Here is a 23,589-nt window from a genome sequence, read left to right on the forward strand (position 1 = left end):
TTTCTTTGCCATCGGCCCGATGCAGGTCAGCGCAGGATGACCTTGCCGTTGACCACGCGCACGTAGGTGTTCTCGCGGATGCCGCCGAGGTCGCGCTGGTTGACCACGATGGTGCGGCCATCGTCCATGCGCACGCTGATGTCGTAGGTATCGCTGGTCACGTTCTTCTGGATCTGGTTGCCGGCCAGTGCGCCACCGACCGCGCCCGCAGCGGCGGCGATGTTCTTGTTGCCACGGCTGCCGCCGGTGTGGTCGGAGATCTCGTGGCCGGCCACGGCGCCGACGATGCCGCCCAGGATCGCGCCGGTCGCGCTGGGCGCGGTACGGCCGGACTGCACGGTGTTGATGCGGGTCACGATGCCGCAGTCGGCGCAGCGGCCCTGGTTGTAGCCACCATTGTTGCCGTAGCCGCCATTGTTGTAGCCGTTGTTGTAACCACCACCGCCGTAGCCGGGCGAGGTGGCACAGCCAGCCAGGGCAAGGGTAGCGATGGCGCTGGCGGCGATGAGCTGGATCTTCATGGGGCGTCTCCTGGCCGTGAAGGCGGGTGTCTGGGGTGGTACTGCGTCATGCAGCAGGGTGGACGAATCGTCCCCTTTTGAACGTGAACAAGGCGCCAACCGCGCAGGCCTTGTCCGGCTGCAGGATGAATGCGGCTCAGCGGAAGTCCTGGTGGCAGGCGCGGCAGTCGGCCTGCACCGTTTCCACCACCCGGGCCAGGGCCGTGCAGTCGCTGGGCGGCGCCGCCAGAGCGGCGTTGAGGTTGCCGCGAAGCTGGCTGGCATGTTGCTGGAACTGCGCGCTGTCCTTCAGCCCGGGAAAGGCCAGGTCCAGGTCGTTGGAGAGCAGGCGCATCGCCTGCAACCGCGGCACGCTGTCGGCCAGGCTGCAGCGGTTCTGCTGCTGGGCCTGCTGCAGCAGCTGCGATTGCCGTTGCATCACCTGCATCAGGCTGTCCGGGAACGGATCGCGGCGGGCCTGCAGGGCGCGGCCGACCATCACCGTGGCGATCAGGCCGATCAACAGGCCCAGGCCGAGCACGAACAGATAGCGGTAGGCGGTGGACGGGCGGCGGGGCGGGCTGGCGTTCATGGCGGGCTCTCCGGACGTGCAACGGTGGGTTCGATGCCGGCGCGCTGCAGGCGCTGGCGCCTGCACGTTAAAATAGCCGGATGAACGAACAGGTCAAACAACGCTTCGCCGGCATCGAACGGCTGTATGGCGTGGGCGCACTCGAGCGCCTGCAGAGCAGCCGCGTGGCGGTGGTGGGCATGGGTGGCGTTGGCTCGTGGGTGGTGGAGGCATTGGCCCGTTCGGCGGTCGGTCACCTGACCCTGATCGATGCCGATGACATCTGCGTGTCCAACACCAACCGGCAACTGCCGGCGATGGAAGGCAACTACGGCCGCAACAAAGCCGAGGCGATGGCCGAACGCTGCCGCGCGATCAACCCGGACATCGAGGTCGATGCCGTACAGGCGTTCCTGACGGTGTCGAACATGGCCGAACTGCTGGACCGTGGCTTTGATCTGGTGATCGATGCCTGCGACAGCTTCCGGGTGAAGGTCGAGACGATTGCCTGGTGCCGCCGCCGCAAGCTGCCGCTGCTGACCGTGGGTGCCGCCGGTGGCCGTACCGATCCCACCCTGGTGCGCATCCGCGATGTCTCGCGCACCGAGCACGACGCCATGCTGGCGTTGATCCGCAAGAAGCTGCGCAGCGAGTTCAACTTTCCGAAGAATGCCAAGCGCTACTTCGGCGTGCCGGCGGTGTATTCGCTGGAGAATGTGAAGTACCCGCAGGCCGATGGCAGCGTCTGTGGCATCCGCCCGAACCTGGGCGCTGATGCGGCATTGAAGCTGGACTGCGGCGCGGGCCTGGGTGCGGCGACCCACATCACCGGTGCGTTCGCGTTCGCGGCGGTCGGCAAGGCGCTTGAAATGCTGCTGGAGCCGAAGAAGGTGAAGGCCGAAGTGGTCGAGGATCACGCTGAAGCGTGATCGGTAGCGCCGGCCGCTGGCCGGCAACTCCGGAATGATTGAATCAGCGCAGATGCCGGCCAGCGGCCGGCACCTACCGTTGCATTGCGGGCAGCGCGAACAGCCGCCGCGCGTTCTCCGTCGTGGCCTGGGCCACCGCGTCCAGCTCCATCCCGCGTAGCGCCGCCACGTGGCGGGCGATGATCGCCAGCCGTGCCGGTTCGTTGCGCTGGCCGCGGATGCCGGCGTCAGGCTGGTCCGGAGCGTCGGTCTCCAGCAGCAGCTGTTCCAGCGGCATCTCGCGCACCAGCCGCTGCAGGCGTTGCGCGCGTTCGTAGGTCAACGGGCCGCCGAGCCCGAGCAGGAAGCCCTGCCTGTGCAGTTGCGCTGCCTGTTCCGGACTGCCGGAAAAGCTGTGCACCACGCCGCGCAGGCCGCCGACGCGACGGATCGCGGCGATCACCGCATCCACCGCGCGCCGTGCATGCACGATCACCGGCAGCTCGAACTCACGGGCCAGTTCCAGCTGACCGATGAAATATGCCTGTTGCGCCTCGGCATCCAGGCCTTCAACGAAAAAGTCCAGACCACATTCGCCGATCGCGCAGGGGCGTTCGCGTTCGATCCACTCGCGCAGCAGCGGCAGGTGCCCAGGCTGGTGCTCGGCCAGGAACATCGGATGCAGGCCGTAGGCTGGGTACAGCCCCGGCGCCTGCTGGCAGACCCCGCGCAGCTTCGGCCAGCTGGCTGCGGTCACCGCCGGCACCACCTGCTGGTGCACGCCAGCGGCCTGCGCACGCTCGACCACCGCGGCGCGGTCGCGGTCGAACTCGCTGGCGTCCAGATGGCAGTGGCTGTCGACCAGCAGGCTCAATGCTGCTCCAGCGGCGGAGGCGTGGTGGCGTTGCGGCGCTTCCAGTTGGCCAGCAGCAGGGTGCCGAAGCCGAGCACCAGCTCATCGACGAACGGAATCGGGTCCGGGATGAACAGGGTCAGCGCGAACAGGCCCGCGGTGAGCTTGAACAGGGTGGGGTAGCGCAGCCGGCGCGCCCATTGCAGTACCGGCAGCAGCATCGGGTTGGCCATGGCGGGGGGCCTCTTGGGGAATATGCAAACGCTACCACGGGCCCAGCATTTCCCGATGCTGAATGGGTTACGGGAATGAGCAGGAAATGTGGAGATTCCGTTCAGGCAGCGCATGCTGCAATCTGATTCGAGAACGTTGCGGATGGTCCGCAAGGAGCAGGTCATGAAAAGCACAACTACAACTGTCCTGGTCGCAGCGGGCGCGCTGCTGGTCGGTGGCATCGCCACTGCCGCCTTCATGAAGAGTGGCGACAGATCGCCCGATTCCATCAGCGCCGGAACCCCCAATGGTGAATCGCGCCTGGTCGATGGCAACGCCACCGACGATGGCGCGCGTGGTGACACTCTCGACCCGACCGCACCGCGTGGGCTGGAATATGCCGATGTGCTGAAGGTCGACCCGATCACCGAGAAGCAGAAGGCCTACGCCACCGTGATCGGCACCGACGCGGTGCGTGAGACCTCCACCACCCAGACCCCGCATGAAGTCTGCCAGGACGTGACGGTGCAGGAGCGCCTGCCGGAACGTGACGGCAACGTCGGCGGTACCGTGGTCGGTGCTGTGGTGGGTGGCCTGCTGGGCAACCAGGTCGGCGGCGGCAATGGCAAGAAGGCCGCCACTGCGGCCGGCGCGGTGGCCGGTGGCTTCATCGGCAACCAGATCGACAAGCGCCATGTGGGGGGCCGCGTGGTCAACCGCACCGAGCGCCAGTGCCACACCGAGACCGCGACCTCCGAGTCGAGCCGCGTCACCGGCTACAACGTGACCTACCGCAACGAGGATGGCACCACCGGCACCATGCGCATGGCCAGCAAGCCGGGCAACCGCATTGCCATGGGTACCAACGACGTGGTGAAGGGCTACAACGTGACCTACCGCTACGACGGCGCCGAGAAGACCGTGCGCATGGACAACAAGCCGGCCAGCGATCGCCTGCCGGTGGTCGACGGTCAGCTTGTCACGCAGACCGCTGCTGCCGGTGCCACGGCAGCCAGCACGCGCCAGTAATCCAGACGCAGCATGCAGTGCCTGACGGGCCGGCTTATGCCGGCCCGTTTCGTTGCAGCCGGCGAAATTCATCCGCGCGGGGCGCGAATCCACCATCATGGACGCTTCCTTCGACATGGAGCCGGCATGAGCATCTTCGACCTGCGCATCGAAACCGAGCGCCTGATCCTGCGCCCGCTGCTGCGTGAGGACTACGAACCGTATCTGGCGTTCTGCGCCGATGAGGAAACGATGCGCACCCTCGGTGGCGTGCAGCCGCCTTCGGTGGCCTGGCGTGGCTTCTGCAGCCTGGCTGGCGCCTGGCAGCTGTTCGGCTTCTCGATGTTCAGCGTGATCGAGAAATCCAGCGGTGACTGGATCGGGCGGATGGGGCCCTGGCAACCGCAGGACTGGCCCGGTACCGAGGTCGGCTGGGGCATCCGTCATGCCAGCTGGGGCCGGGGCTATGCGCCGGAAGCGGCGGTCGCAGCAATCGATTGGGCGTTCGACACGCTGGGTTGGGACGAAGTGATCCACACCATTGCCGAGAACAACGACAACTCGCGGGCGGTCGCGCGCAAGCTCGGCAGCACCCTGCTGCGCATGGGGGAGTTGCCAGCGCCGTACAACGACAAGCCGATGCAGATCTGGGGCCAGTCGCGCGAGCAGTGGCGGCAGCGCGCGCGCTGATCGTTGCCCGGTAGTGCCGGCCGCTGGCCGGCAATCGCATGAATCTGCCGCAACGCGATTGCCGGCCAGCGGTCGGCACTACCGGGTTGCCATGCTGCACCCGCGCTTGGCATTCATCGGCGCGCTTGCCAGACTGCACGCAGCTGGCCGCCGGCCGGATCCGATGGAGCAGGCGATGGTGGAAGAGCGCGTCCCGTTGACGGTGCATGGCATGTCGGTCTCGGGCAATTGCCACAAGGTGCGCCTGCTGCTGGAGCAGCTCGGCAGCCGCTACCGCTGGGTGGAGGTGGACAGCGCCCATGGCCAGACCCACACCCCCGAATTCCTGGCGTTGAATCCGAATGCCAAGGTGCCGCTGATCGTCCGCGACGATGGCCGCGTGCTGACCGAATCCAACGCGATCCTGTTCTGGCTGGCCGAGGGCACGCCGTACCTGCCCACCGATGGCTGGGAGCGCGCGCAGGCGTTGAGCTGGATGTTCTTCGAGCAGTACACGCACGAGCCGTGCGTGGCGGTGGCGCGCTTCATCCGTGGCTGGACCCCCGCTGATTCACCGCGCCGCGCCGAACTGCCGCGCCTGCACGAGCGCGCCGCCACCGCGCTGGCGGTGATGGAGCAGCACCTGCGCCAGGCGCAATGGTTCACCGGCAACGGATATGGCGTCGCCGATATCGCGCTGTTCGCCTACACCGACGTGGCGGCAGAGGGCGGTATCAGCCTGGAGCCATTCCCGGAAGTGCGTGGCTGGCTGCAGCGCGTGCGTGAACAACCGCGCTTCCTGCCGATGCCGGCCGTGACTGCCGAAGTGCGCTCGCGATTCGAGGCTGCGTGACTCTTACCAGGGTGACCCCCACAGGGTAGCGCCTGGCCAACGCCGGGCGGAATGCAACAACGACACGGAGGGTGTTCGATGTTCGCTGTGGTTCCAGATCCGATTCCCGCACGCATGCGCGTGCTCAACCGCGCCGAAGTGTGCGACGTCAACTTCCTCGATGCGGTACGTGGCTGGCGCGGCACCCCGCGTCCGCGCCCGGCACCGGATGCGCCGATCCTGCCGGGCAGCACGCTCACTGCCGCCGCGTTTGGCGAGCTGTTCGATTCGCAGCTGGCCAGCCGCCAGCTGGACCTGATGGCACGCGTGCTGCGCGTGCAGAACAAGGTCTTCTACACCATCGGTTCCTCCGGCCACGAGGGCAACGCGCTGCTGGCGCGGGCCTGCCGGCATACCGATCCAGCCTTCCTGCACTATCGCTCCGGTGCCTTCATGGCCGAGCGTTCGCGCCAGCTGCCGGGCATCGATCCGCTGCGCGATGCCGCACTGTCTTTCGCCGCCAGCGCCGATGACCCGGCCAGCGGGGGCCGCCACAAGGTGTGGGGCAGCAAACCGTTGTGGGTGCTGCCGCAGACCTCGACCATCGCGTCGCACCTGCCGAAAGCGCTGGGCACCGCGCTGGCCATCGAGAGCGGCAAGCGCCTGGGGCAGCCGTTGCCGATCCCGGCCGACAGCATCGTGCTGTGCTCGTTCGGCGACGCCTCGGCCAACCATGCCACCGCGCAGACCGCGTTCAACACCGCGATGTGGTCGGCCTACCAGAAGCTGCCGGCGCCGATCCTGTTCGTCTGCGAGGACAACGGGCTGGGCATTTCAGTGAAGACGCCGGAAGGCTGGATTGCCGAGCGCTTCAGCCGCCAGCCGGGGCTCGACTATTTCTTCGCTGATGGTCTCGACCTGGCCACCGGGCACGCCCAGGTGCAGGCGGCGGTGGAGCACTGCCGGCGCACGCGGCGGCCCACCTTCCTGCATCTGCGCACCACCCGCCTGATGGGCCACGCCGGCACCGACTTTGAAGTGGAATGGCGCGCGCTGCCGGAGCTGTGCGCGGCCGAGGCGCAGGATCCGCTGCTGCGCTCGGCGCAGATCGCGATGGAGTCGGGCTGGATGGATGCGGCTGCCATCGAAGTGGCCTACGAGACGATGCGCGCGCGCTGCATGGCCGCGGCGGCGGATGCCGAAGGCCGCCCGACGCTGCAGTCGCTGCAGGAGGTGATGGCGCCGCTGGCGCCGTACACGCCGGCGGCGGTGCAGGCCGAAGCGCGGCGCGAGGTGCCCGCCGATGCGCGCGAAGCGCTGTATGGCGGTGCGGAGGCCCTGCCCGAGCGGCAGCCACCACGGCACCTCGCCATCCAGATCAACCACGGCCTGCAGGAGCTGCTGGCCAAGTATCCGCAGAGCCTGCTGTTCGGTGAGGATGTGGCGCAGAAGGGCGGTGTCTACACCGTCACCAAGGACCTGCTGCGCCGCTTCGGCCCACGCCGGGTGTTCAACACCCTGCTGGACGAGACCATGATCCTGGGCATGGCGCAGGGCCTGGCCAACATGGGCATGCTGCCGATCCCGGAGATCCAGTACCTGGCCTACCTGCACAACGCCATCGACCAGGTGCGCGGCGAAGCGTGCTCGCTGCAGTTCTTCTCCAATGACCAATACCGCAACCCGATGCTGGTTCGGGTGGCCGGGCTGGGCTACCAGAAAGGCTTCGGTGGCCACTTCCACAACGACAATTCGATCACCGCGCTGCGCGACATTCCCGGCCTGGTGGTCGGTTGCCCGTCGCGCGGCGACGATGCGGTGATGATGCTGCGCACGTTGGCCGCGCTGGCGCGGGTGGACGGGCGGGTGGCGGTGTTCCTGGAGCCGATCGCGCTGTACATGAGCAAGGACCTGCATGCGCCGGGCGATGGCCAGTGGCTGTTCGACTACCCCGCCCAGGGCCAGGCGCTGGTGCCGGGCGAAGGGCGGGTCTATGCGCCGGAGGCAGGCGACCTGGTGGTCTACACCTATGGCAACGGCGTGCCGATGGCGCTGCGCGCGGCGCGGGCAATCGAGCAGCAGCTGGGCTGGCAGGTGCGGGTGGTCGACCTGCGCTGGCTGGTGCCGCTGGATGCCGGCTTCATCGCCAGTCAGGCGGCCAGTGCGCGGCGGGTGCTGGTGCTGGACGAGGGCCGCCATAGTGGCGGGGTGGGCGAGGGCGTGGTCACCGCCCTGGTCGAGGCCGGCTTCGGCCACCTGCCGCTGCGCCGGGTCTGCGGTGCCGATACCTATACCCCGTTGGCGGGGGCAGCAATGTTCGGGCTTCCAAGCGACAATGCGGTGATTGGCGCCGCCCTTGAACTGGCGCAGGAACCCTGATGTATGTGTGGATTGGCGGGAATGTTGTTGCCGGCGCCGGTGGCGTCGGCCGAGGTGCTGCAGGCGCAGGTCCTGGCCATGGGCGAGGCGCTGCACCACCGCGGGCCGGATGATGGCGGCAGCTGGGTCGATGCCGGGGCCGGCATCGCGCTGGCGCACCGTCGGCTGAGCATTCTCGACCTGTCGCCGCTGGGCCACCAGCCGATGGCCTCGTCCGATGGTCGCTACGTGATGGCTTACAACGGCGAGGTCTACAACTTCGCCGCCCTGCGTGCCGAACTGGAGCCGCTGGGGCACGCCTTCCGTGGGCACTCCGACACCGAGGTGCTGCTGGCAGCGATCCTGCAATGGGGCATGGAAGACACCCTGCAGCGCTGCAACGGCATGTTCGCCATTGCGCTGTGGGACCGCCAGGAGCAGTGCCTGTGGCTGGCCCGCGACCGTGTTGGCAAGAAGCCGCTGTACTACGGCTGGGCCGGCGACACGCTGGTGTTCGGTTCGGAACTGAAGGCGCTGTGGCAGCACCCGGCCTTCGACAACGACATCGACCGTGACGCCCTGACGCTGCTGCTGCGGCTGGATTACATTCCGGCGCCGCACAGCATCCACCAGCGCTGCTACAAATTGATGCCCGGGCGCGTGCTGCGCCTGGATGCGGAAGCCGTGGCGGCGGGTGCGGCCGCGCATCGCCCGGAGCAGGCGCAGCGCCCGTACTGGGATGCCCGTGCACGCATGCAAGCGGCGCTGGCTGCGCCGTTCCAGGGCCGCATCGAGGAAGCCGAGGAGCAGCTGGACGGGCTGCTGCGTGACGCGGTCGCGCTGCGCATGGTGGCCGACGTTCCGGTGGGCGTGTTCCTGTCCGGCGGCACCGATTCGTCGCTGGTGGCCGCGCTGATGCAGGCACAAAGTGGCCAGCCGGTGCACAGCTTCAGTATCGGGTTCACCGGTTCGGGCCACGACGAGGCGCCGCTGGCCAAGGAACTGGCCGCGCATCTGGGCTGCGACCACACTGAACTCTACGTCAGCGGTGCCGATGCGTTGGCGGTGGTGCCGCAGTTGCCGGCGATGTTCGACGAACCCTTCGCCGATGCCTCGCAGGTGCCGACCGCGCTGGTCGCCCGCCTGGCGCGGCAGGGCGTGACCGTGGCGCTGTCCGGCGATGGTGGCGACGAGCTGTTCTTCGGCTATACCCGCTATGTACGCGCGCTGCGCAACTGGCAGATGCTGGGCCGTGTGCCGGGGCCGCTGCGGCGCTGGATGGGCGCGCGCTCCCAGCAGCAGGGCGAGGCCTCGCGTACCGGCGGCCTGGCCGCGCTGTTGGCAGAATCCGGCGCGCGTGGCATCGGTGACGTGTACCGCAACCGCATCTCGCGCTGGCGCGACCCGGCGGCGGCAGTGCCCGGGGCGCAGGCCGCGGGCAGCTTCTACGACCTGGCCGACCCGTTGCACGGTGCCGGCACACCGGCCGATGCGATGATGCTGGCCGATTACGTGACCTACCTGCCGGATGACCTGCTGTGCAAGGTCGACCGCACCTCGATGGCGGTCAGCCTGGAAGCCCGCGCACCGTTGTTGGATTCTCGCGTGGCCGAGTTCGCCTGGTCGCTGCCGCTGGGCTTCAAGCGCAGTGAAACCACCAGCAAGGTGCTGCTCAAGCGCGTGCTGGGCCGTTATGTGCCGCAGTCGATGGTGCACCGGCCCAAGCGTGGCTTCGGCGCGCCGGTCAGTGACTGGCTGAAGGGCGACCTGCGGCCGTGGGCCGAAGACCTGCTGCAGCCCGCGCGGCTGGAGCAGGAGGGCGTGCTGTCGGCGGCCGCGGTACAGCCGCTGTGGCAGCAGTTCCTCGGCGGCCAACGCAAGTGGCATACCCATCTGTGGAACGTGCTGATGTTCCAGGCCTGGCAGGCGCATTGGCGGCAGGTGCGCGCTGGCGTGACCGGCGGCTGATCTTCACCGGCCTGCAAGGGCCCGGCGACTAGGCTGGGCCTCCCGCACCGTGAGGAGTATGTCCCGATGTCCGTCCCCACCATCGCCGTGTTCGTCGGCAGCCTGCGCAAGGATTCCTGCAACCGCAAACTGGCCCATGCGCTGGAGAAGATTGCCGGCGACCGTGCGCGCTTCCAGTACGTGCAGATCGGTGATCTGCCGCTGTACGACCAGGACTTCGATGGCCACTATCCGGCGCAGGGTACCCGGCTGAAGGACCAGGTCCGTGCCGCCGATGCGGTGCTGTTCGTGACCCCGGAATACAACCGGTCGGTGCCGGGCGTGCTGAAGAACGCCATCGATATCGGCTCGCGCCCCTACGGTGACAGCGCGTTTGCCGGCAAACCGGCGGCGGTGATCGGCGCCTCCATCGGCCAGATCGGCACCGCCGTGGCCCAGCAGCACCTGCGCAACAGCCTGGCCTTCCTGGACATGCACGTGCTCGGCCAGCCCGAGGCGTTCATTCATTTCAAGGACGGCCTGATCGATGCCGATGGCACGGTCCACAATGAAGGCACGCAGAAATTCCTGCAGGGCTACGTGGACCGGTTCCTGGCGCTGATCGCGGTTCACGTCAAGGGCGATTGACGCCAGCGGTTGCCAGCCCCATCTGCGATAATGTCCGCTCGGGTGCCGCAATGGCGCCCGTCGCAGGCAGTGCGACGCTCCCACGCCAGTCTGGCCAGGCACCGGCGGATATCCCCCGTTTCTCCACGGCTTATCCACAGGCTTGTCCATGGCCGCCGGGGTCGGCGCATGCCTACACTCGTCCGGCCCACTTTCGCAGGAAACACCGCAGCATGTCCGCTCGCCCCGGCTTCCGTTCCAACCGCAGAGAGCGCGGTGATGGCTTCGATCGCGATCGCGACGAGTCGCGCATCGACCAGTTGCGGGTACCGCCCCATTCGGTGGAAGCCGAGCAGGCGGTGCTGGGTGGCCTGATGCTGGCCCCTGAGGCCTATGACCGGGTCAATGACCAGCTGACCGAAGGCGATTTCTACCGCCGCGACCACCAGATGATCTATCGCGCGATCCGTGAGCTGTCCGAGCGCGAGCGGCCGTTCGATGCGGTGACTCTGGGCGAGTGGTTCGAATCGCAGGGCAAGATGGAACTGGTGGGCGATGGTGCCTACCTGATCGAACTGGCCAGTACCACGCCGTCGGCGGCCAACATCGTGGCCTACGCCGAGATCGTGCGTGACAAGGCGGTGCTGCGGCAGCTGATCCAGGTGGGTACCGACATCGTCAACGACGGCTTCCAGCCCGAGGGACGCGAGAGCAGCGAGCTGCTGGCCTCGGCGGAAAAGAGCGTGTTCGCCATCGCCGAACAGGGCGCACGCGGCCGTACCGATTTCGTGGCGATGCCCGGTGCATTGAAGGATGCCTTCGAAGAGCTGCGCAGCCGCTTCGAGAACGGCGGCAACATCACCGGCCTGCCGACCGGCTACAACGATTTCGATGCGATGACCTCCGGCCTGCAGCCGACCGACCTGATCATCCTTGCCGCGCGCCCGGCCATGGGCAAGACCACCTTCGCACTGAACATCGCCGAGTACGCGGCGATCAAGTCGAAGAAGGGCGTGGCGGTGTTCTCGATGGAAATGTCGGCATCGCAGCTGGCGATGCGCCTGATTTCCTCCAACGGCCGCATCAACGCGCAGCGCCTGCGTACCGGCCAGCTGGAAGACGAGGACTGGAGCCGCGTCACCAGCGCGATCAAGATGCTGAAGGAAACCAAGATCTTCATCGACGACACGCCTGGCGTGTCGCCGGAAGTGCTGCGTTCCAAGTGCCGCCGCCTCAAGCGCGAGCATGATCTGGGCCTGGTGGTAATCGACTACCTGCAGCTGATGAGCGTGCCGGGCAACAGCGAAAACCGCGCGACCGAAATCTCGGAGATCTCGCGTTCGCTGAAGGGCCTGGCCAAGGAACTGCACGTGCCGGTGATCGCGCTGTCGCAGCTCAACCGCTCGCTGGAAACGCGTACCGACAAGCGCCCGGTGATGGCCGATCTTCGCGAATCGGGCGCAATCGAGCAGGATGCGGACATGATCGTCTTCATCTACCGCGACGATTACTACAACAAGGAAAATTCGCCGGACAAGGGCCTTGCCGAGATCATCATCGGCAAGCACCGTGGCGGCCCGACCGGGTCGTGCAAGCTGAAGTTCTTCGGCGAGTACACCCGCTTCGACAACCTGGCCCACGACTCGGTCGGTTCATTCGAATAACCGTAGTGCCGGCCGCTGGCCGGCAACCACCCCACGGCCGGCAAACCATTCGAAACGCCAAACGTCCGTATGTGGCGTGTAAATGACATGTAACGCGACGCTTCTACGATTCCGCCGCTGCTGCCCTTCGACGCCGCCCTTCGGCGTCCAGCGTGCCCAAGGAATCCGCCCCCATGCCGTCCCACGCTCCGCTTCGCCGCAATCTGCTGGCCCTGCTGGTCTGTGCTTCGCTGCCGTCGCTGGCTGCCGCTGAAACCGCCCCCGCCACCGACGCACAGTCGGCCACCACCCTCGATTCGGTCTCGGTGATCGGCCGCGGTGAAGCGCGCCAGGTGCAGCGCGTGACCGCCGAGGACATGAAGGTGCTGCCGCCGGGTGCCAATCCGCTGAAGCTGCTTGCAACCAAGCCGGGCGTGCATTTCGAATCGGCCGATGCCACCGGCGCCTACGAATGGTCCACCACCATCAGCCTGCGTGGCTTCAACCAGAACCGCCTGGGCTACACCCTCGATGGCATCCCGCTGGGCAACATGGCCTATGGCAACAGCAACGGCCTGCACATCAGCCGCGCGGTGATCAGCGAGAACCTGGGCGGTGCGGAGGTCTCCACCGGCATCGGCGCACTGGGTACGCCGTCCACCAGCAACCTCGGCGGCGTGTTCCAGTTCTACTCGATCGATCCGTCCACCGAGTATGGGGTCGTGCTGGCACAGAGCTTTGGTAGTGACAGCGCACGCCGCAGCTATGCACGCCTCGATACCGGCGAGCACCAGGGCTTTGCCGCCTACCTGTCCGGCGTGTATTCGGAAGGTGACAAGTGGAAGGGCAAGGGCTCGCAGGAGCTGAAGCAGTTCAACGGCAAGGCCACCTACAACTTCGGAACGGACAGCAGGATCACCGCGCTGTTCAACGCCTCGCGCCGCGTCGAGGCCGATTACCAGGATCTGTCGCTGGAAATGATCGATCGCCTCGGCTGGGACTGGGACAACTACGCGCCGGACTGGGATCGCGCCGTCGCCGCCGCACGCGGCAAATTCAGCGGCGGCGTCAACAGCCCGTGGGATGCGTACTACTCCGGCCACGGCCTGCGCAATGATGACCTGTCCAGCATTGCCGGCGATTTCGGCCTGAACGAGTCGATGCGCTTGAAGGTCAACGTCTACAACCACAGCAACCGTGGCCAGGGCCACTGGTTCAGCCCGTCCAATCCGTCCAACCCGGGCACCAGCCGCGAGATTCCGATCTCGATCCGCACCACCGAGTACGCGATCGACCGTACCGGCGTGACCTCGGCGTTCACCTGGAACGTCGGTGGCCACGAACTGGAAGCCGGTCTCTGGTACGAGGACAACGGCCACAGCGTGCAGCGCAACTTCTACTACATCGACGGCCCGATCACCGACGACTTCTTCCTGCGCAACCCGGACCAGCGCGTGTGGCACCAGCGCTACACCACCATCACCCTCCAGTTCTACGTGCAGGACCGCTTCCGCCTGTTCGATGACCGGCTGACCATCGACATCGGCGCGAAGTCGCCGCATACCCGCACCAGCGTGCGCACGCCGCTGGGCAGCTATGCCAACAACAGCAGCCTGACCTCGAAGAAGGGCCTGCTGCCGCAGGCCGGCTTCAACTTCAAGCTCAACGAAGGCAACGAGATCTTCGGTTCGTTCGCCAAAAACGTCGCCGCCTATGCGCTGGGCGTGGGCAGCCCGTTCAATGTGCCGCAGGCCGCCTTCGATGCCAGCGCGAAGAACCTGAAGCCGGAACAGTCGCGCACCATCGAGCTGGGTTGGCGTGGCTACGGCCGCGGCTATGAAGCCTCGGTGGCGGTGTACGACGTCAAGTTCGACAACCGCCTGCTGGCCATCGCGCAGTGCGTGGGCATCCTCGGTTGCCCGGCACTGTTCTCCAACGTCGGTTCTGTGACCAGCCGCGGCGCCGAGGCGACCCTGCAGCTGAAGCCGATGCAGGACCTGACCTGGTCCAATGCGCTGTCCTGGAATGACAGCACCTACGACAACGACTACGTGAACAACGGCGTGGTGCCGACCCGCGGCAAGACGACCGTCGACACCCCGGAATGGATGTTCGCCAGCACCCTGGCGTGGACCCCGGGCCCGTGGGACCTGCGCCTGGCCGCCAACCATGTCGGCAAGCGCTATGTGACCTATACCAACGATGTGTCGGTGCCGAGCTACTGGCTGGTCAACGCCTCGGCGGCCTATGACTTCGGCAAGCTCGGCCCGGCGCAGAACCTGACCGTAGCGCTGAACCTGACCAACCTGACCGACAAGCGCTACCTGTCCTCGATCAACACCAATGGCACCTACGCCGCTGACCCGACCCGCAGCCTGGCGACCATGCAGGTCGGCGCGCCGCGCCAGGTGATGGCCACCGCTACCGTGCGCTTCTGATGCGCGGGCCTGTCGATCCGGAAAGCCGTCGTCGCCTGCTGCGCATGGCGTGGCAGGGCACGGGGGCGGCGATCGCGCTGGCGGCGATGCCGGGGCTGGCCACGGCCGGCCCACGGCCGCGGCTCGGCCGTGATCCGTTCACCCTTGGTATCGCCGCCGGCGATCCGGATCCGCAGGGGGCCGTGTTGTGGACGCGGCTGGCGCCGGACCCGCTCAACGGCGGCGGCATGCCGTCGCGGGCGGTACCGGTGCGCTGGTTCGTGGCCGAAGACCCCGGCATGCGCCGGCTGGTGCAGCGCGGTGTGGCTGCCGCGGTGCCGGAGCTGGCCCATTCGGTGCATGTGGAGGTCAGCGGCCTGCGTCCCGGCCGCGACTACTATTACCGCTTCGCATGCGATGGCGATGAGGAAAGTGCGGTCGGCCACTTCCGCACCGCGCCGCCGCTGGACACGCAACTGCAGCAGCTTCGGTTGGCCCTGTGCACCTGCCAGGCCTGGAACAGCGGCTACTACCCGGTGCTGCGCGATATCGCGCAGAGTGATGTCGACCTGGTGCTGCATGCGGGTGACTACCTGTACGAATACAGCCCGCTGCAGAACGCGCGTGGTCGTGCGCTGGATGCGCAACGCTTCAGTGGCGAGACCGTCAGCCTGGAGCGCTACCGTGACCAGTACGCGCTGTACAAGCTCGATCCGGATCTGCAGGCCGCGCATGCCGCACACGCGTTCGCGGTGATCTGGGACGACCATGAAGTACAGAATGATTACTCCGGCATCCACCCGGAAAAACCCGGCGTATCAACGGAGGACTTCATCATCCGCCGCGCCGCCGCCTACCGCGCGTTCTACGAGCATCTGCCGATGCGCAGCACACCTGCGGGCAACGGCGGCCTGCGCGTGCATCGGCGCCTGCGTTACGGCGATCTGGCGCAGCTGACCCTGCTCGATTGCCGCCAGTTCCGCCCGGCCAATCCCTGTGGCGTGGGCGAGTCGCCACGCTGTGATGCTGCACTGGACCCGCGCATGAGCATGCTCGGCACGGGCCAGGAGGCGTGGTTCGCGCAGTCGATGGCGGCCGCGCAGGGCTCGCGCTGGAACGTGGTGGTGCAGCAGTTGCTGATGGCGCAGCTGCGGCTGGACGGTGGCACGCCACGCGAGCGCTTCTGGAATGACGCCTGGGATGGCTATCCCGCCGCACGTAACCGGCTGCTGCAGGCGATGCAGGCAGGCGGGCAGGGCAATGCCATCGTGTTGGGTGGCGACTGGCATTCCACCTTCGTCAACGATCTGAAGTTGGATTTTGACGCGGCCAGTGCGCCGGTCGTGGCCACCGAATTCATCGCCCCGGCGATCAGCAGTGGCGGCGACGACACGCCATACGGGCCGTACTACGGGCCGTCGATACCGCAGAACCCGCATATCCGTTACTTCGACGGTGACCGCCGTGGCTGGTGGAAGCTGCAGCTGAACCGGCAGACCGTGGACGCGGAACTACGCTTCGCCGACAGCGTGCTGCGTGCGGACGCTGCGGTGCGCACCGCGGCGCGTTTCCAGGTGACCCACGGCCGCCCGGGCGCGGTCCCGGTGTAAATCCCTGCGGTAGTGCCGGCCGCTGGCCGGCAATCTCCTGAATCTCCGGTTTCCCCACAATCGGTTTCATCGCCCCCAGCCCCGGTTTCGTCGCAAACCGTTTGCGGGTGGCCAGGGCGCGGCGCCAAGGTGTCCGAAGGCGGCAAGGTGCCGCCACAAGGAGACCGTGATGAAGACCCTGTTCGCGCTCGGTGTGTGGTGCCTGCTGTTCGTGCTGTGCTGGCCGCTGGCGATCCTCGCCCTGATCGCCTGGCCGTTCGTGTGGCTGCTGAGCCTGCCGTTCCGCCTGGTCGGCATCACTTTCTCGGCGCTGTTCGCCTTCCTGCGCGCCCTGTTCATGCTGCCGGCGCGCCTGCTCGGTGGCCGAGCGGTGGCTGCATGAGGACGGTGCTGCTGGTGGGTCTGGTCCTGCTTGCGGGGCCGGTACTGGCCACACCGGTGCCGCCGTCCGCATGGCTGGAACGCCAGCAGGCCGCCGCTGCCGATGAGGCGGATGCTGCAGCGGCCAAGGCGGTCAAACCCAAGGAGCACTGCCGGGTAGTGAAGGAATGGAAGGCGGGTGAAACCGTGGTCCAGCACCGGATCTGTGATGATCCGCCGAAGAAGCCGGCTGGAAAGGTGTAGCGCCGAGCCGATGCTCGGCTCTTTTCCCGGGATAGCCGAGCGTGGGCTCGGCTCTACATCATCAGCGCAATCAAAAAACCCCGCCGAGGCGGGGTTTTTTGATTGCTGGAGTGCGCCGACCAACGGTCGGCACCCACCTGGGTGCAGATCAGTTCGCCTTGTGGATGGCGCGCTTGCTGACCGCCATCGCCGCGTCGTGGATCACTTCCGACAGCGACGGGTGGGCGTGGCAGATGCGGGCCAGGTCATCGGCCGAGCCGCTGAACTCCATTGTCAGCACGCCTTCGTGCACCAGCTCGGAGACGTTGGCGCCGACCAGGTGCATGCCGAGGATGCGATCGGTTTCGGCATGGGCCAGGATCTTCACGAAGCCTGCCGGCTCGATCATCGCCACGGCGCGACCGTTGGCGGCGAACGGGAAGCTGCCAGCCTTGTACGGAATGCCTTCGGCCTTCAGCTGGGCTTCGGTCTTGCCGACCCAGGCCAGTTCCGGCTCGGTGTAGATGACCCACGGGATGGTGTCGAAGTTGACGTGGCCCGGCAGGCCGGCGATCAGCTCAGCCACCGCGATGCCTTCCTCGAAGCCCTTGTGCGCCAGCATCGGGCCGCGCACGCAGTCGCCGACCGCCCACACGCCGTTGACGCCGGTGTGGCAGTGCGCATCGACTTCGATCTGGCCGCGCTCGTTGATCTTGACGCCGGTGCCTTCGGCCAGCAGGCCCTTGGTGGCGGCGCGACGGCCAACGGCCACCAGCAGCTTGTCCACGGTCAGGGTCTTTTCGCCTTCGCTGTCGGTGTAGGTGACAACGACTTCCTTCTTCTTGCCCTTGCCGGTGATCTCGGTCTTGGAGACCTTGGCGCCGAGGCGGATGTCCAGGCCCTGCTTCTTGAATTCCTTGGCAGCGGTCTTGGCCACTTCGGCGTCGGCCACGGCCAGGAAGTCCGGCAGTGCTTCCAGGATGGTGACTTCAGCGCCCAGGCGCTTCCACACACTGCCCAGTTCCAGGCCGATCACGCCGGCGCCGATCACGGCCAGGCGGTTCGGCACTTCGGTGAAGTCCAGGCCGCCGACGTTGTCGACGATGGTCTCGCCGTCGAACTTGGCGAACGGCAGTTCGATCGAATCCGAACCGGCCGCGATGATGACGTTGGTGCCCTTCAGCTCGACGATGGAACCGTCATGCTGGGTGACCTTGACCACATTGCCCGGCTGCAGTTCGCCGAAGCCGTAGTAGGCGGCGACCTTGTTGGCCTTGAACAGCATGCCGATGCCGCCGGTGAACTGCTTGACGATCTTGTCCTTGCGGCCAACCATCGCCTCGACGTCGATTTTTGCATCCTTGAAGCTGATGCCGTGGTCGCCAAAGATGTGGCCCATGTTCCAGAACTGGCGCGAGGAATCCAGCAGCGCCTTGGACGGGATGCAGCCCACGCGCAGGCAGGTGCCGCCGAGGGCCGGCTTGCCGTCCTTGCCCAGCGCTGCGTCGATGCAGGCGGTCTTCAGGCCCAGCTGTGCCGCGCGGATGGCAGCGTGGTAACCGGCCGGGCCGGCACCGATGACGACGACGTCGAATTGTTCAGCCATTGAATTATTCCTTGATGCATTACCAGAACCCCTCCGCGCAGGCGCGGAGGGGCGGGAGGTGTCTTACAGGCCGAACAGCATGCGGCCCGGGTTTTCCAGCTGGTTCTTGATGTCCACCAGGAACTGCACCGAGTCCTTGCCGTCGATGATGCGGTGGTCGTACGACAGCGCCAGGTACATCATCGGCGCGATCACGACCTGGCCGTTCTGGGCGATCGGACGCTCCTTGATGGCATGCATGCCCAGGATGGCGCTCTGCGGCGGGTTGATGATCGGGGTCGACAGCAGCGAACCGAAGGTGCCGCCGTTGGTCACGGTGAAGGTGCCGCCCTGCAGTTCTTCCAGGCTCAGCTTGCCGTCACGGGCCTTCTTGGCGTAGTCGGCGATGGTCTTCTCGATGTCGGCGAACGACATGCGCTCGACGTTGCGCAGCACCGGCGTGACCAGGCCCTTCTCGGTCGACACGGCGATCGAGATGTCCGAGTAGCCGTGGTAGATGATGTCGTCGCCGTCGATCGAGGCGTTGACCAGCGGGAAGCGCTGGAGGGCATTGGCCGCGGCCTTCACGAAGAAGCTCATGAAGCCCAGCTTGATGCCGTGTGCCTTGACGAACTCGTCCTGCAGTTCCTTGCGCGCAGCCGAGACCTTGGACAGGTCGACTTCGTTGAAGGTGGTCAGCATGGCGGTGGAGTTCTTCGACTCCATCAGGCGCTCGGCGATGCGCTTGCGGATGCGGGTCATCGGCACGCGCTCTTCCGGACGTGCGCCACCGGCCTTGCCGGCGCCGCCGTTGCGGGCGAAGTTGACGATGTCTTCCTTGGTCACTGCGCCGCGACGGCCGGTGCCCTCGACGTCGGCCGGGTTCACGCCTTCGGTGATGGCGGTGAAGCGGGCGCCCGGCGGCAGGGTGTCGGCGGCCGACTTGGCAGCCGGGGCCGGAGCAGCAGCGGCGGCCGGTGCGGCAGCGGCCGGAGCGGCCTCGGCCTTCTTCTCTTCAGCGGCCGGAGCCGGGGCAGCAGCGACGGCGCCTTCCTCGATGATCGCCACGACCTGGCTGGAGGTCACGGTCGAGCCTTCGGCGAACTTGATTTCCTTGAGCACGCCGTCGACCGGCGACGGCACTTCCAGGACGACCTTGTCGGTTTCCAGGTCAAGCAGGTTTTCGTCGCGCTTGACGGCGTCGCCCACCTTCTTGTGCCAGGTGGCGATGGTGCCGTCGGCGACGGATTCGGGCAGTACCGGGGCTTTGACTTCGGTGGCCATTGCGGGAGCTTCCTGGTTTGTCTTCTAAATAGGGGGAGGATTATTCAGCGAACGTGTCGTTGAACGGGTTGACCAGTGCATCGGCGACCAGCTGCTGCTGTTCGCGGACGTGGTCAGCCATGTGACCGGCAGCCGGCGAAGCCGAACGTGCGCGACCGGCGTAGTGCAGGTTCTGGCCATCGGCCAGGCAGAACTGCAGGTGGTGGCGGATCTGGTACCACGCACCCTGGTTCTGCGGTTCTTCCTGCGTCCACACCACGTCGGTGGCCTTGCCGTACTTCTTCAGTTCGGCAGCCAGCAGCGCACGCGGGAACGGGTACAGCTGCTCCACGCGGATGATCGCCACGTCGTCCTGGCCACGCTTGGTCTGGTCTTCCAGCAGGTCGTAGTAGACCTTGCCCGAGCACAGCACCACGCGCTTGACCTTCTTGGCGTCCGCGTTGGCGTCGCCGATCAGGTGCTGGAACTCGCCGTTGGCCAGTTCGTCCAGGGTCGACACGGCCAGCTTGTGGCGCAGCAGCGACTTCGGCGACATCACCACCAGCGGCTTGCGGGTGGTCAGGTGCTGCTGGCGACGCAGCATGTGGAAGGCCTGCGCCGGGGTCGACGGCACCACCACCAGCATGTTCTCCAGTGCGCACAGCTGCAGGAAGCGCTCCAGGCGCGCCGAGCTGTGTTCCGGGCCTTGCCCTTCATAGCCATGCGGCAGCAGCAGGGTCAGGCCGGAGATGCGGCCCCACTTGGCTTCACCGGCGGCGATGAACTGGTCGATGACGACCTGGGCACCGTTGGCGAAGTCGCCGAACTGGCCTTCCCAGATGCACAGCGTGTTCGGATCGGTGGTGGAGAAGCCGTACTCGTAGGCCATCACCGCTTCTTCGCTCAGCAGCGAATCGATGACGGTGGCCTTCTCCGGCGAATCCACCAGCTGCCGCAGCGGCATGTAGTAGTTGTCGGTCTTCTGGTCGTGCAGGATCGCGTGGCGGTGCGTAAACGTACCGCGACCCACGTCCTGGCCGACCAGGCGCAGGGCACTGCCTTCGTCGAGCAGGGTGGCGTAGGCCAGGTTCTCGGCAAAGCCCCAGTCGCCCGGGATCTCGCCAGCGGCCATCTTGCGGCGGTCGTCGTAGACCTTGGCCACGCGCGAGTGCAGCTGCACTTCGTCCGGAATGGTGTTGATCAGCTTGGCCAGCTCGACCAGCTTGTTCTTCTCGACCTTGGTCGAGATCGGGTCGGACAGCTTGCCTTCCAGCAGCTTCGGCCAATCGACGAACAGCGGGCTGGTCGGCGGGGTCTTCTCGACCTTGGCCAGCTCGGTGGTCACTTCACCGGCATCCAGCTTCTCGCGGTAGGCATCGACCATCGCCTTGCCGGCACCGGCGGCGATCACGCCCGCCTTTTCCAGCTGCTCGGCGTACATCTCGCGGGTGGTGGCGTGCTTGCGGATCACCTGGTACATCAGCGGCTGGGTGATCGCCGGTTCGTCGGCCTCGTTGTGGCCCCAACGGCGGTAGCACATCAGGTCGATGACCACGTCCTTGGCGAACTTCTGGCGGAACTCGAAGGCCAGCTGCGCGGCGAACACAACGGCTTCCGGATCATCGCCGTTCACGTGCAGCACCGGGGCGGCGATCATCTTCGCCACGTCGGTGGCATAGCGCGTGGAACGCGTGTCCAGCGGGTTGGAGGTGGTGAAGCCGACCTGGTTGTTGACCACGATGTGCACGGTGCCGCCGACGGCGAAGCCGCGGGCCTGCGACATCTGGAACAGTTCCATGACCACGCCCTGGCCGGAGAAGGCCGCGTCGCCGTGGATCAGGATGGGCATGACCTGCTTGCGCGCGGTGTCCTTGCGGCGCTCCTGGCGCGAACGCACGGAACCGGCCACGACCGGGTCGGCGATTTCCAGGTGCGACGGGTTGAACGCCAGCGCCAGGTGCACCGGGCCGCCATCGGTGGCGACGTCGGCGGAGAAGCCCATGTGGTACTTCACGTCACCGGCCGAGGCGTGCTCGTCGTGCTCGAACTTGCCTTCGAATTCGTCGAACAGCTTGCGCGGGTTCTTGCCCAGGGTGTTGACCAGCACGTTCAGGCGGCCGCGGTGGGCCATGCCGATCACCACGTCCTTGACGCCATCCTTGCCGGCGCTGCGGATGATGGTGTCCATCATCGGGATCAGCGAGTCGCCGCCTTCCAGCGAGAAGCGCTTCTGGCCGACGTACTTGGTGTGCAGGTAGCGCTCCAGGCCTTCAGCCGCGGTCAGGCGCTCCAGGGTGCGGCGCTGGGTATCAGCGTCCAGCTGGTAGTTGCCACCGGCCAGTTCCAGCTTCTTGTAGATCCACTGGCGCTGCTCGACCTCGGAGATGTGCATGAACTCCGCACCGATCGAGCCGGTGTAGGTCGCCTTCAGGCGTGCCAGCAGGTCGCGCAGCTTCATGCGCGGCTGGCCACCGACGCCGCCGGTGCTGAACTCGCTGTTGAGGTCGCCATCGGACAGGCTGTGGAACGGCAGGCCCAGGTCCGGGGTGTTGACCGGTGCGGCCAGGCCCAGCGGATCGAGGCGGGCGTCCAGGTGGCCGCGCGAACGGTAGGCGGTGATCAGACGACCGACATTGCGCTCGCGCTCGTCGCCTGCACCGTTACCGGTACCGGCCTTCAGCGCATCCTTGGCCGCGTCCGCAATGTGGGAGATGACGGCCGAGTGCGGAATGTCACCTGCTTCACGGCCCTTGAAGCCGTCGAAGTAGGTTTTCCATTTGGGATCGACACTATCCGGGGAGACCAGGTACTGCTCGTACAGGTCCTCGACATAGGAGGCGTTGCCGCCGGCGAGTTGCGAAGATTGCGCAAACTGCTTCAGTTGATTGTCCACGATGGAGGGTGTTGATTCGCTTTGTGGGGTATGGCTTCAGAAGGACCCGGCAGGAAGATGAATAGCCCTGCGCGGGCGCGTTCAAACAGCCAAATTGTACCCCCAACCGGACACGAAGGGGCAGCACCAGAGGTATCGCGCGTCCCCCGGTGCCGGTTCCAGACAGGTTGAGTCAGTCCGCTCCGCTCAGATGCCGAGCGCGCGCAGTTCGCTGCAATCACGCGAACGGTCCCAGACGCGCTGCAATTGCTGCTCGAACGGCTGCGAACGTGTCGGAAGCGCGATGCCGGCTTCGCCGTCGAGGCGATGGCCGATCAGACGAAAGTAGAAGTCGCCCGCATCGTTGAGCAGACAGGCCGAGGCCAGCGCACGGTCGACCGGGTCGGTGACCTCGCGGAACTGGATCACGCTGGGCAGGCGCTGGGCCAGCGCCAGCAGCGGCGCCCCGGCAGAGGCGATCGCGGCGGCGTCGTGCACGATCACCCGCAGCTGCTTGTCGTGGCGGGCGGTGACGAAGCGGCGCAGGGCGGCCTGTACCGGGGGCGCGTCGAGCAGTCCGGGGTCCAGCTGGCGGCTGTGCAGCCACAGCTGGCGACGGGCGCGGTGGATGATGGCCGTGGTGATGGCCACCGCCTCGGCGCGGCTGTCGATGGCGCTGGCCGCGCCCAGCCGGCGGCGCATCTGCTGGTGGCCGATGCCGGCCTCCTCGAACACCTCGCCTTCGGGCAGAAAGCCCTGGCGGGCATAGAAGTCACGGGCGGGCAGCTGGGCGTGCAGATGCAGCTCGGCCAGGCCGAGCCGGCGCCCGGCCTCCACCAGTGCTTCCAGCAGGGCCTCGCCGACCCCGCGGCTGCGATGGCTGGCCAGCACCGCCATGCGGCCGATGCGGCCATCCGGGGCCAGCCGGCCCGTGCCGACCGGCTGGTTGTCACTGTCCAGCGCCAGCACATGGGCACTGACCGGGTCCAGCGCATCGCGTTCCAGCTCGGCGGCGATGCCCTGTTCCTGCACGAACACGCGTTGGCGCACCTCGTGGATGGCAACGTGGGCATCGGCGTGGCTGACCTGCTGGACCCGGATCATGGTGGC

At 66.8% G+C, this 23,589-nt stretch carries 20 protein-coding genes; 12 read left to right on the top strand and 8 right to left on the bottom strand.

The window, feature by feature from the left end:
• Nucleotides 1–26: 26 nt before the first annotated feature.
• Nucleotides 27–521: a glycine zipper 2TM domain-containing protein gene (locus tag AC5O77_RS07620; RefSeq protein ID WP_010486804.1), complete on the bottom strand. Its 495-nt coding sequence runs from the start codon at nt 519–521 to the stop codon at nt 27–29.
• 136 nt (nt 522–657) lie between these two features.
• Nucleotides 658–1,092: a cytochrome c gene (locus AC5O77_RS07625; RefSeq protein ID WP_049398757.1), complete on the bottom strand. Its 435-nt coding sequence runs from the start codon at nt 1,090–1,092 to the stop codon at nt 658–660.
• A gap of 80 nt (nt 1,093–1,172) precedes the next feature.
• Here AC5O77_RS07625 and AC5O77_RS07630 point away from each other — a divergent pair, with 80 nt between their 5' ends.
• The gene (locus AC5O77_RS07630; RefSeq protein WP_478056927.1) at nt 1,173–2,000 is read left to right on the top strand and encodes a tRNA threonylcarbamoyladenosine dehydratase; all 828 of its coding nucleotides are present in this window, start codon (nt 1,173–1,175) and stop codon (nt 1,998–2,000) included.
• Nucleotides 2,001–2,073: 73 nt separating this feature from the next.
• Here AC5O77_RS07630 and AC5O77_RS07635 read toward each other — a convergent pair whose 3' ends face one another.
• Together AC5O77_RS07635 and AC5O77_RS07640 are read right to left on the bottom strand one after the other, a co-directional pair.
• Nucleotides 2,074–2,853, bottom strand: a complete 780-nt coding sequence (locus AC5O77_RS07635; RefSeq protein WP_478056926.1) for a TatD family hydrolase — start codon at nt 2,851–2,853, stop codon at nt 2,074–2,076.
• Nucleotides 2,850–3,065 (bottom strand): DUF6116 family protein, encoded by a 216-nt coding sequence (locus AC5O77_RS07640; protein ID WP_032129638.1) that lies wholly within the window; start codon nt 3,063–3,065, stop codon nt 2,850–2,852. The genes AC5O77_RS07635 and AC5O77_RS07640 overlap by 4 nt, the downstream gene beginning before the upstream one ends.
• A 163-nt stretch (nt 3,066–3,228) precedes the next feature.
• On the opposite strand from AC5O77_RS07640, the gene AC5O77_RS07645 reads away from it, so the two are divergent.
• The 11 genes from AC5O77_RS07645 (at nt 3,229) to AC5O77_RS07695 (ending at nt 16,780) form a co-directional block, all read left to right on the top strand.
• A complete protein-coding gene (locus AC5O77_RS07645) occupies nt 3,229–4,074 on the top strand; it encodes a glycine zipper 2TM domain-containing protein (protein WP_049398785.1) in 846 nt (281 codons plus the stop codon).
• A 126-nt stretch (nt 4,075–4,200) separates the two neighbouring features.
• Nucleotides 4,201–4,743 (top strand): GNAT family N-acetyltransferase, encoded by a 543-nt coding sequence (locus AC5O77_RS07650; protein WP_049460564.1) that lies wholly within the window; start codon nt 4,201–4,203, stop codon nt 4,741–4,743.
• Between the two features lie 175 nt (nt 4,744–4,918).
• A complete protein-coding gene (locus AC5O77_RS07655; RefSeq protein ID WP_049460582.1) occupies nt 4,919–5,575 on the top strand; it encodes a glutathione S-transferase family protein in 657 nt (218 codons plus the stop codon).
• Nucleotides 5,576–5,653: 78 nt separating this feature from the next.
• Entirely contained in the window at nt 5,654–7,933 is a 2,280-nt protein-coding gene (locus tag AC5O77_RS07660) for a thiamine pyrophosphate-dependent enzyme (protein WP_478056925.1), read from the top strand.
• Nucleotides 7,934–7,936: 3 nt separating this feature from the next.
• Nucleotides 7,937–9,880 carry an asparagine synthase (glutamine-hydrolyzing) gene (gene asnB / locus AC5O77_RS07665; RefSeq protein WP_154264005.1) on the top strand — a complete coding sequence of 648 codons (1,944 nt, stop codon included), beginning with the start codon at nt 7,937–7,939 and terminating at the stop codon, nt 9,878–9,880.
• Nucleotides 9,881–9,946: 66 nt separating this feature from the next.
• Complete coding sequence (locus AC5O77_RS07670) at nt 9,947–10,507, top strand: NADPH-dependent FMN reductase (RefSeq protein WP_032129634.1); 561 nt, start codon at nt 9,947–9,949, stop codon at nt 10,505–10,507.
• 212 nt (nt 10,508–10,719) lie between these two features.
• On the top strand, nt 10,720–12,150 hold the full coding sequence (locus tag AC5O77_RS07675) for a replicative DNA helicase (RefSeq protein ID WP_010486827.1): 1,431 nt from the start codon (nt 10,720–10,722) through the stop codon (nt 12,148–12,150).
• 173 nt (nt 12,151–12,323) lie between these two features.
• Nucleotides 12,324–14,567: a TonB-dependent receptor family protein gene (locus AC5O77_RS07680; RefSeq protein ID WP_478056924.1), complete on the top strand. Its 2,244-nt coding sequence runs from the start codon at nt 12,324–12,326 to the stop codon at nt 14,565–14,567.
• Nucleotides 14,567–16,156 carry an alkaline phosphatase D family protein gene (locus AC5O77_RS07685; RefSeq protein WP_478056923.1) on the top strand — a complete coding sequence of 530 codons (1,590 nt, stop codon included), beginning with the start codon at nt 14,567–14,569 and terminating at the stop codon, nt 16,154–16,156. Before AC5O77_RS07680 ends, AC5O77_RS07685 begins: the two co-directional genes overlap by 1 nt.
• Before the next feature lie 169 nt (nt 16,157–16,325).
• A complete protein-coding gene (locus AC5O77_RS07690; protein ID WP_010486834.1) occupies nt 16,326–16,538 on the top strand; it encodes a hypothetical protein in 213 nt (70 codons plus the stop codon).
• Nucleotides 16,535–16,780 (top strand): hypothetical protein, encoded by a 246-nt coding sequence (locus AC5O77_RS07695; protein ID WP_478056922.1) that lies wholly within the window; start codon nt 16,535–16,537, stop codon nt 16,778–16,780. The genes AC5O77_RS07690 and AC5O77_RS07695 overlap by 4 nt, the downstream gene beginning before the upstream one ends.
• A 148-nt stretch (nt 16,781–16,928) precedes the next feature.
• On the opposite strand, the gene lpdA is transcribed toward AC5O77_RS07695, so the two are convergent.
• The 4 genes from lpdA to AC5O77_RS07715 form a co-directional block, all read right to left on the bottom strand.
• Nucleotides 16,929–18,365 carry a dihydrolipoyl dehydrogenase gene (gene lpdA, locus AC5O77_RS07700; RefSeq protein ID WP_049398740.1) on the bottom strand — a complete coding sequence of 479 codons (1,437 nt, stop codon included), beginning with the start codon at nt 18,363–18,365 and terminating at the stop codon, nt 16,929–16,931.
• A gap of 63 nt (nt 18,366–18,428) precedes the next feature.
• Nucleotides 18,429–19,628, bottom strand: a complete 1,200-nt coding sequence (gene sucB / locus AC5O77_RS07705; protein ID WP_125431639.1) for a dihydrolipoyllysine-residue succinyltransferase — start codon at nt 19,626–19,628, stop codon at nt 18,429–18,431.
• A gap of 40 nt (nt 19,629–19,668) precedes the next feature.
• A complete protein-coding gene (locus AC5O77_RS07710) occupies nt 19,669–22,500 on the bottom strand; it encodes a 2-oxoglutarate dehydrogenase E1 component (protein ID WP_032129626.1) in 2,832 nt (943 codons plus the stop codon).
• A gap of 186 nt (nt 22,501–22,686) precedes the next feature.
• A complete protein-coding gene (locus tag AC5O77_RS07715; protein ID WP_478056921.1) occupies nt 22,687–23,583 on the bottom strand; it encodes a GNAT family N-acetyltransferase in 897 nt (298 codons plus the stop codon).
• Nucleotides 23,584–23,589 lie beyond the last annotated feature (6 nt).

The organism is Stenotrophomonas sp. INTA L402-1 (genome assembly GCF_059295135.1).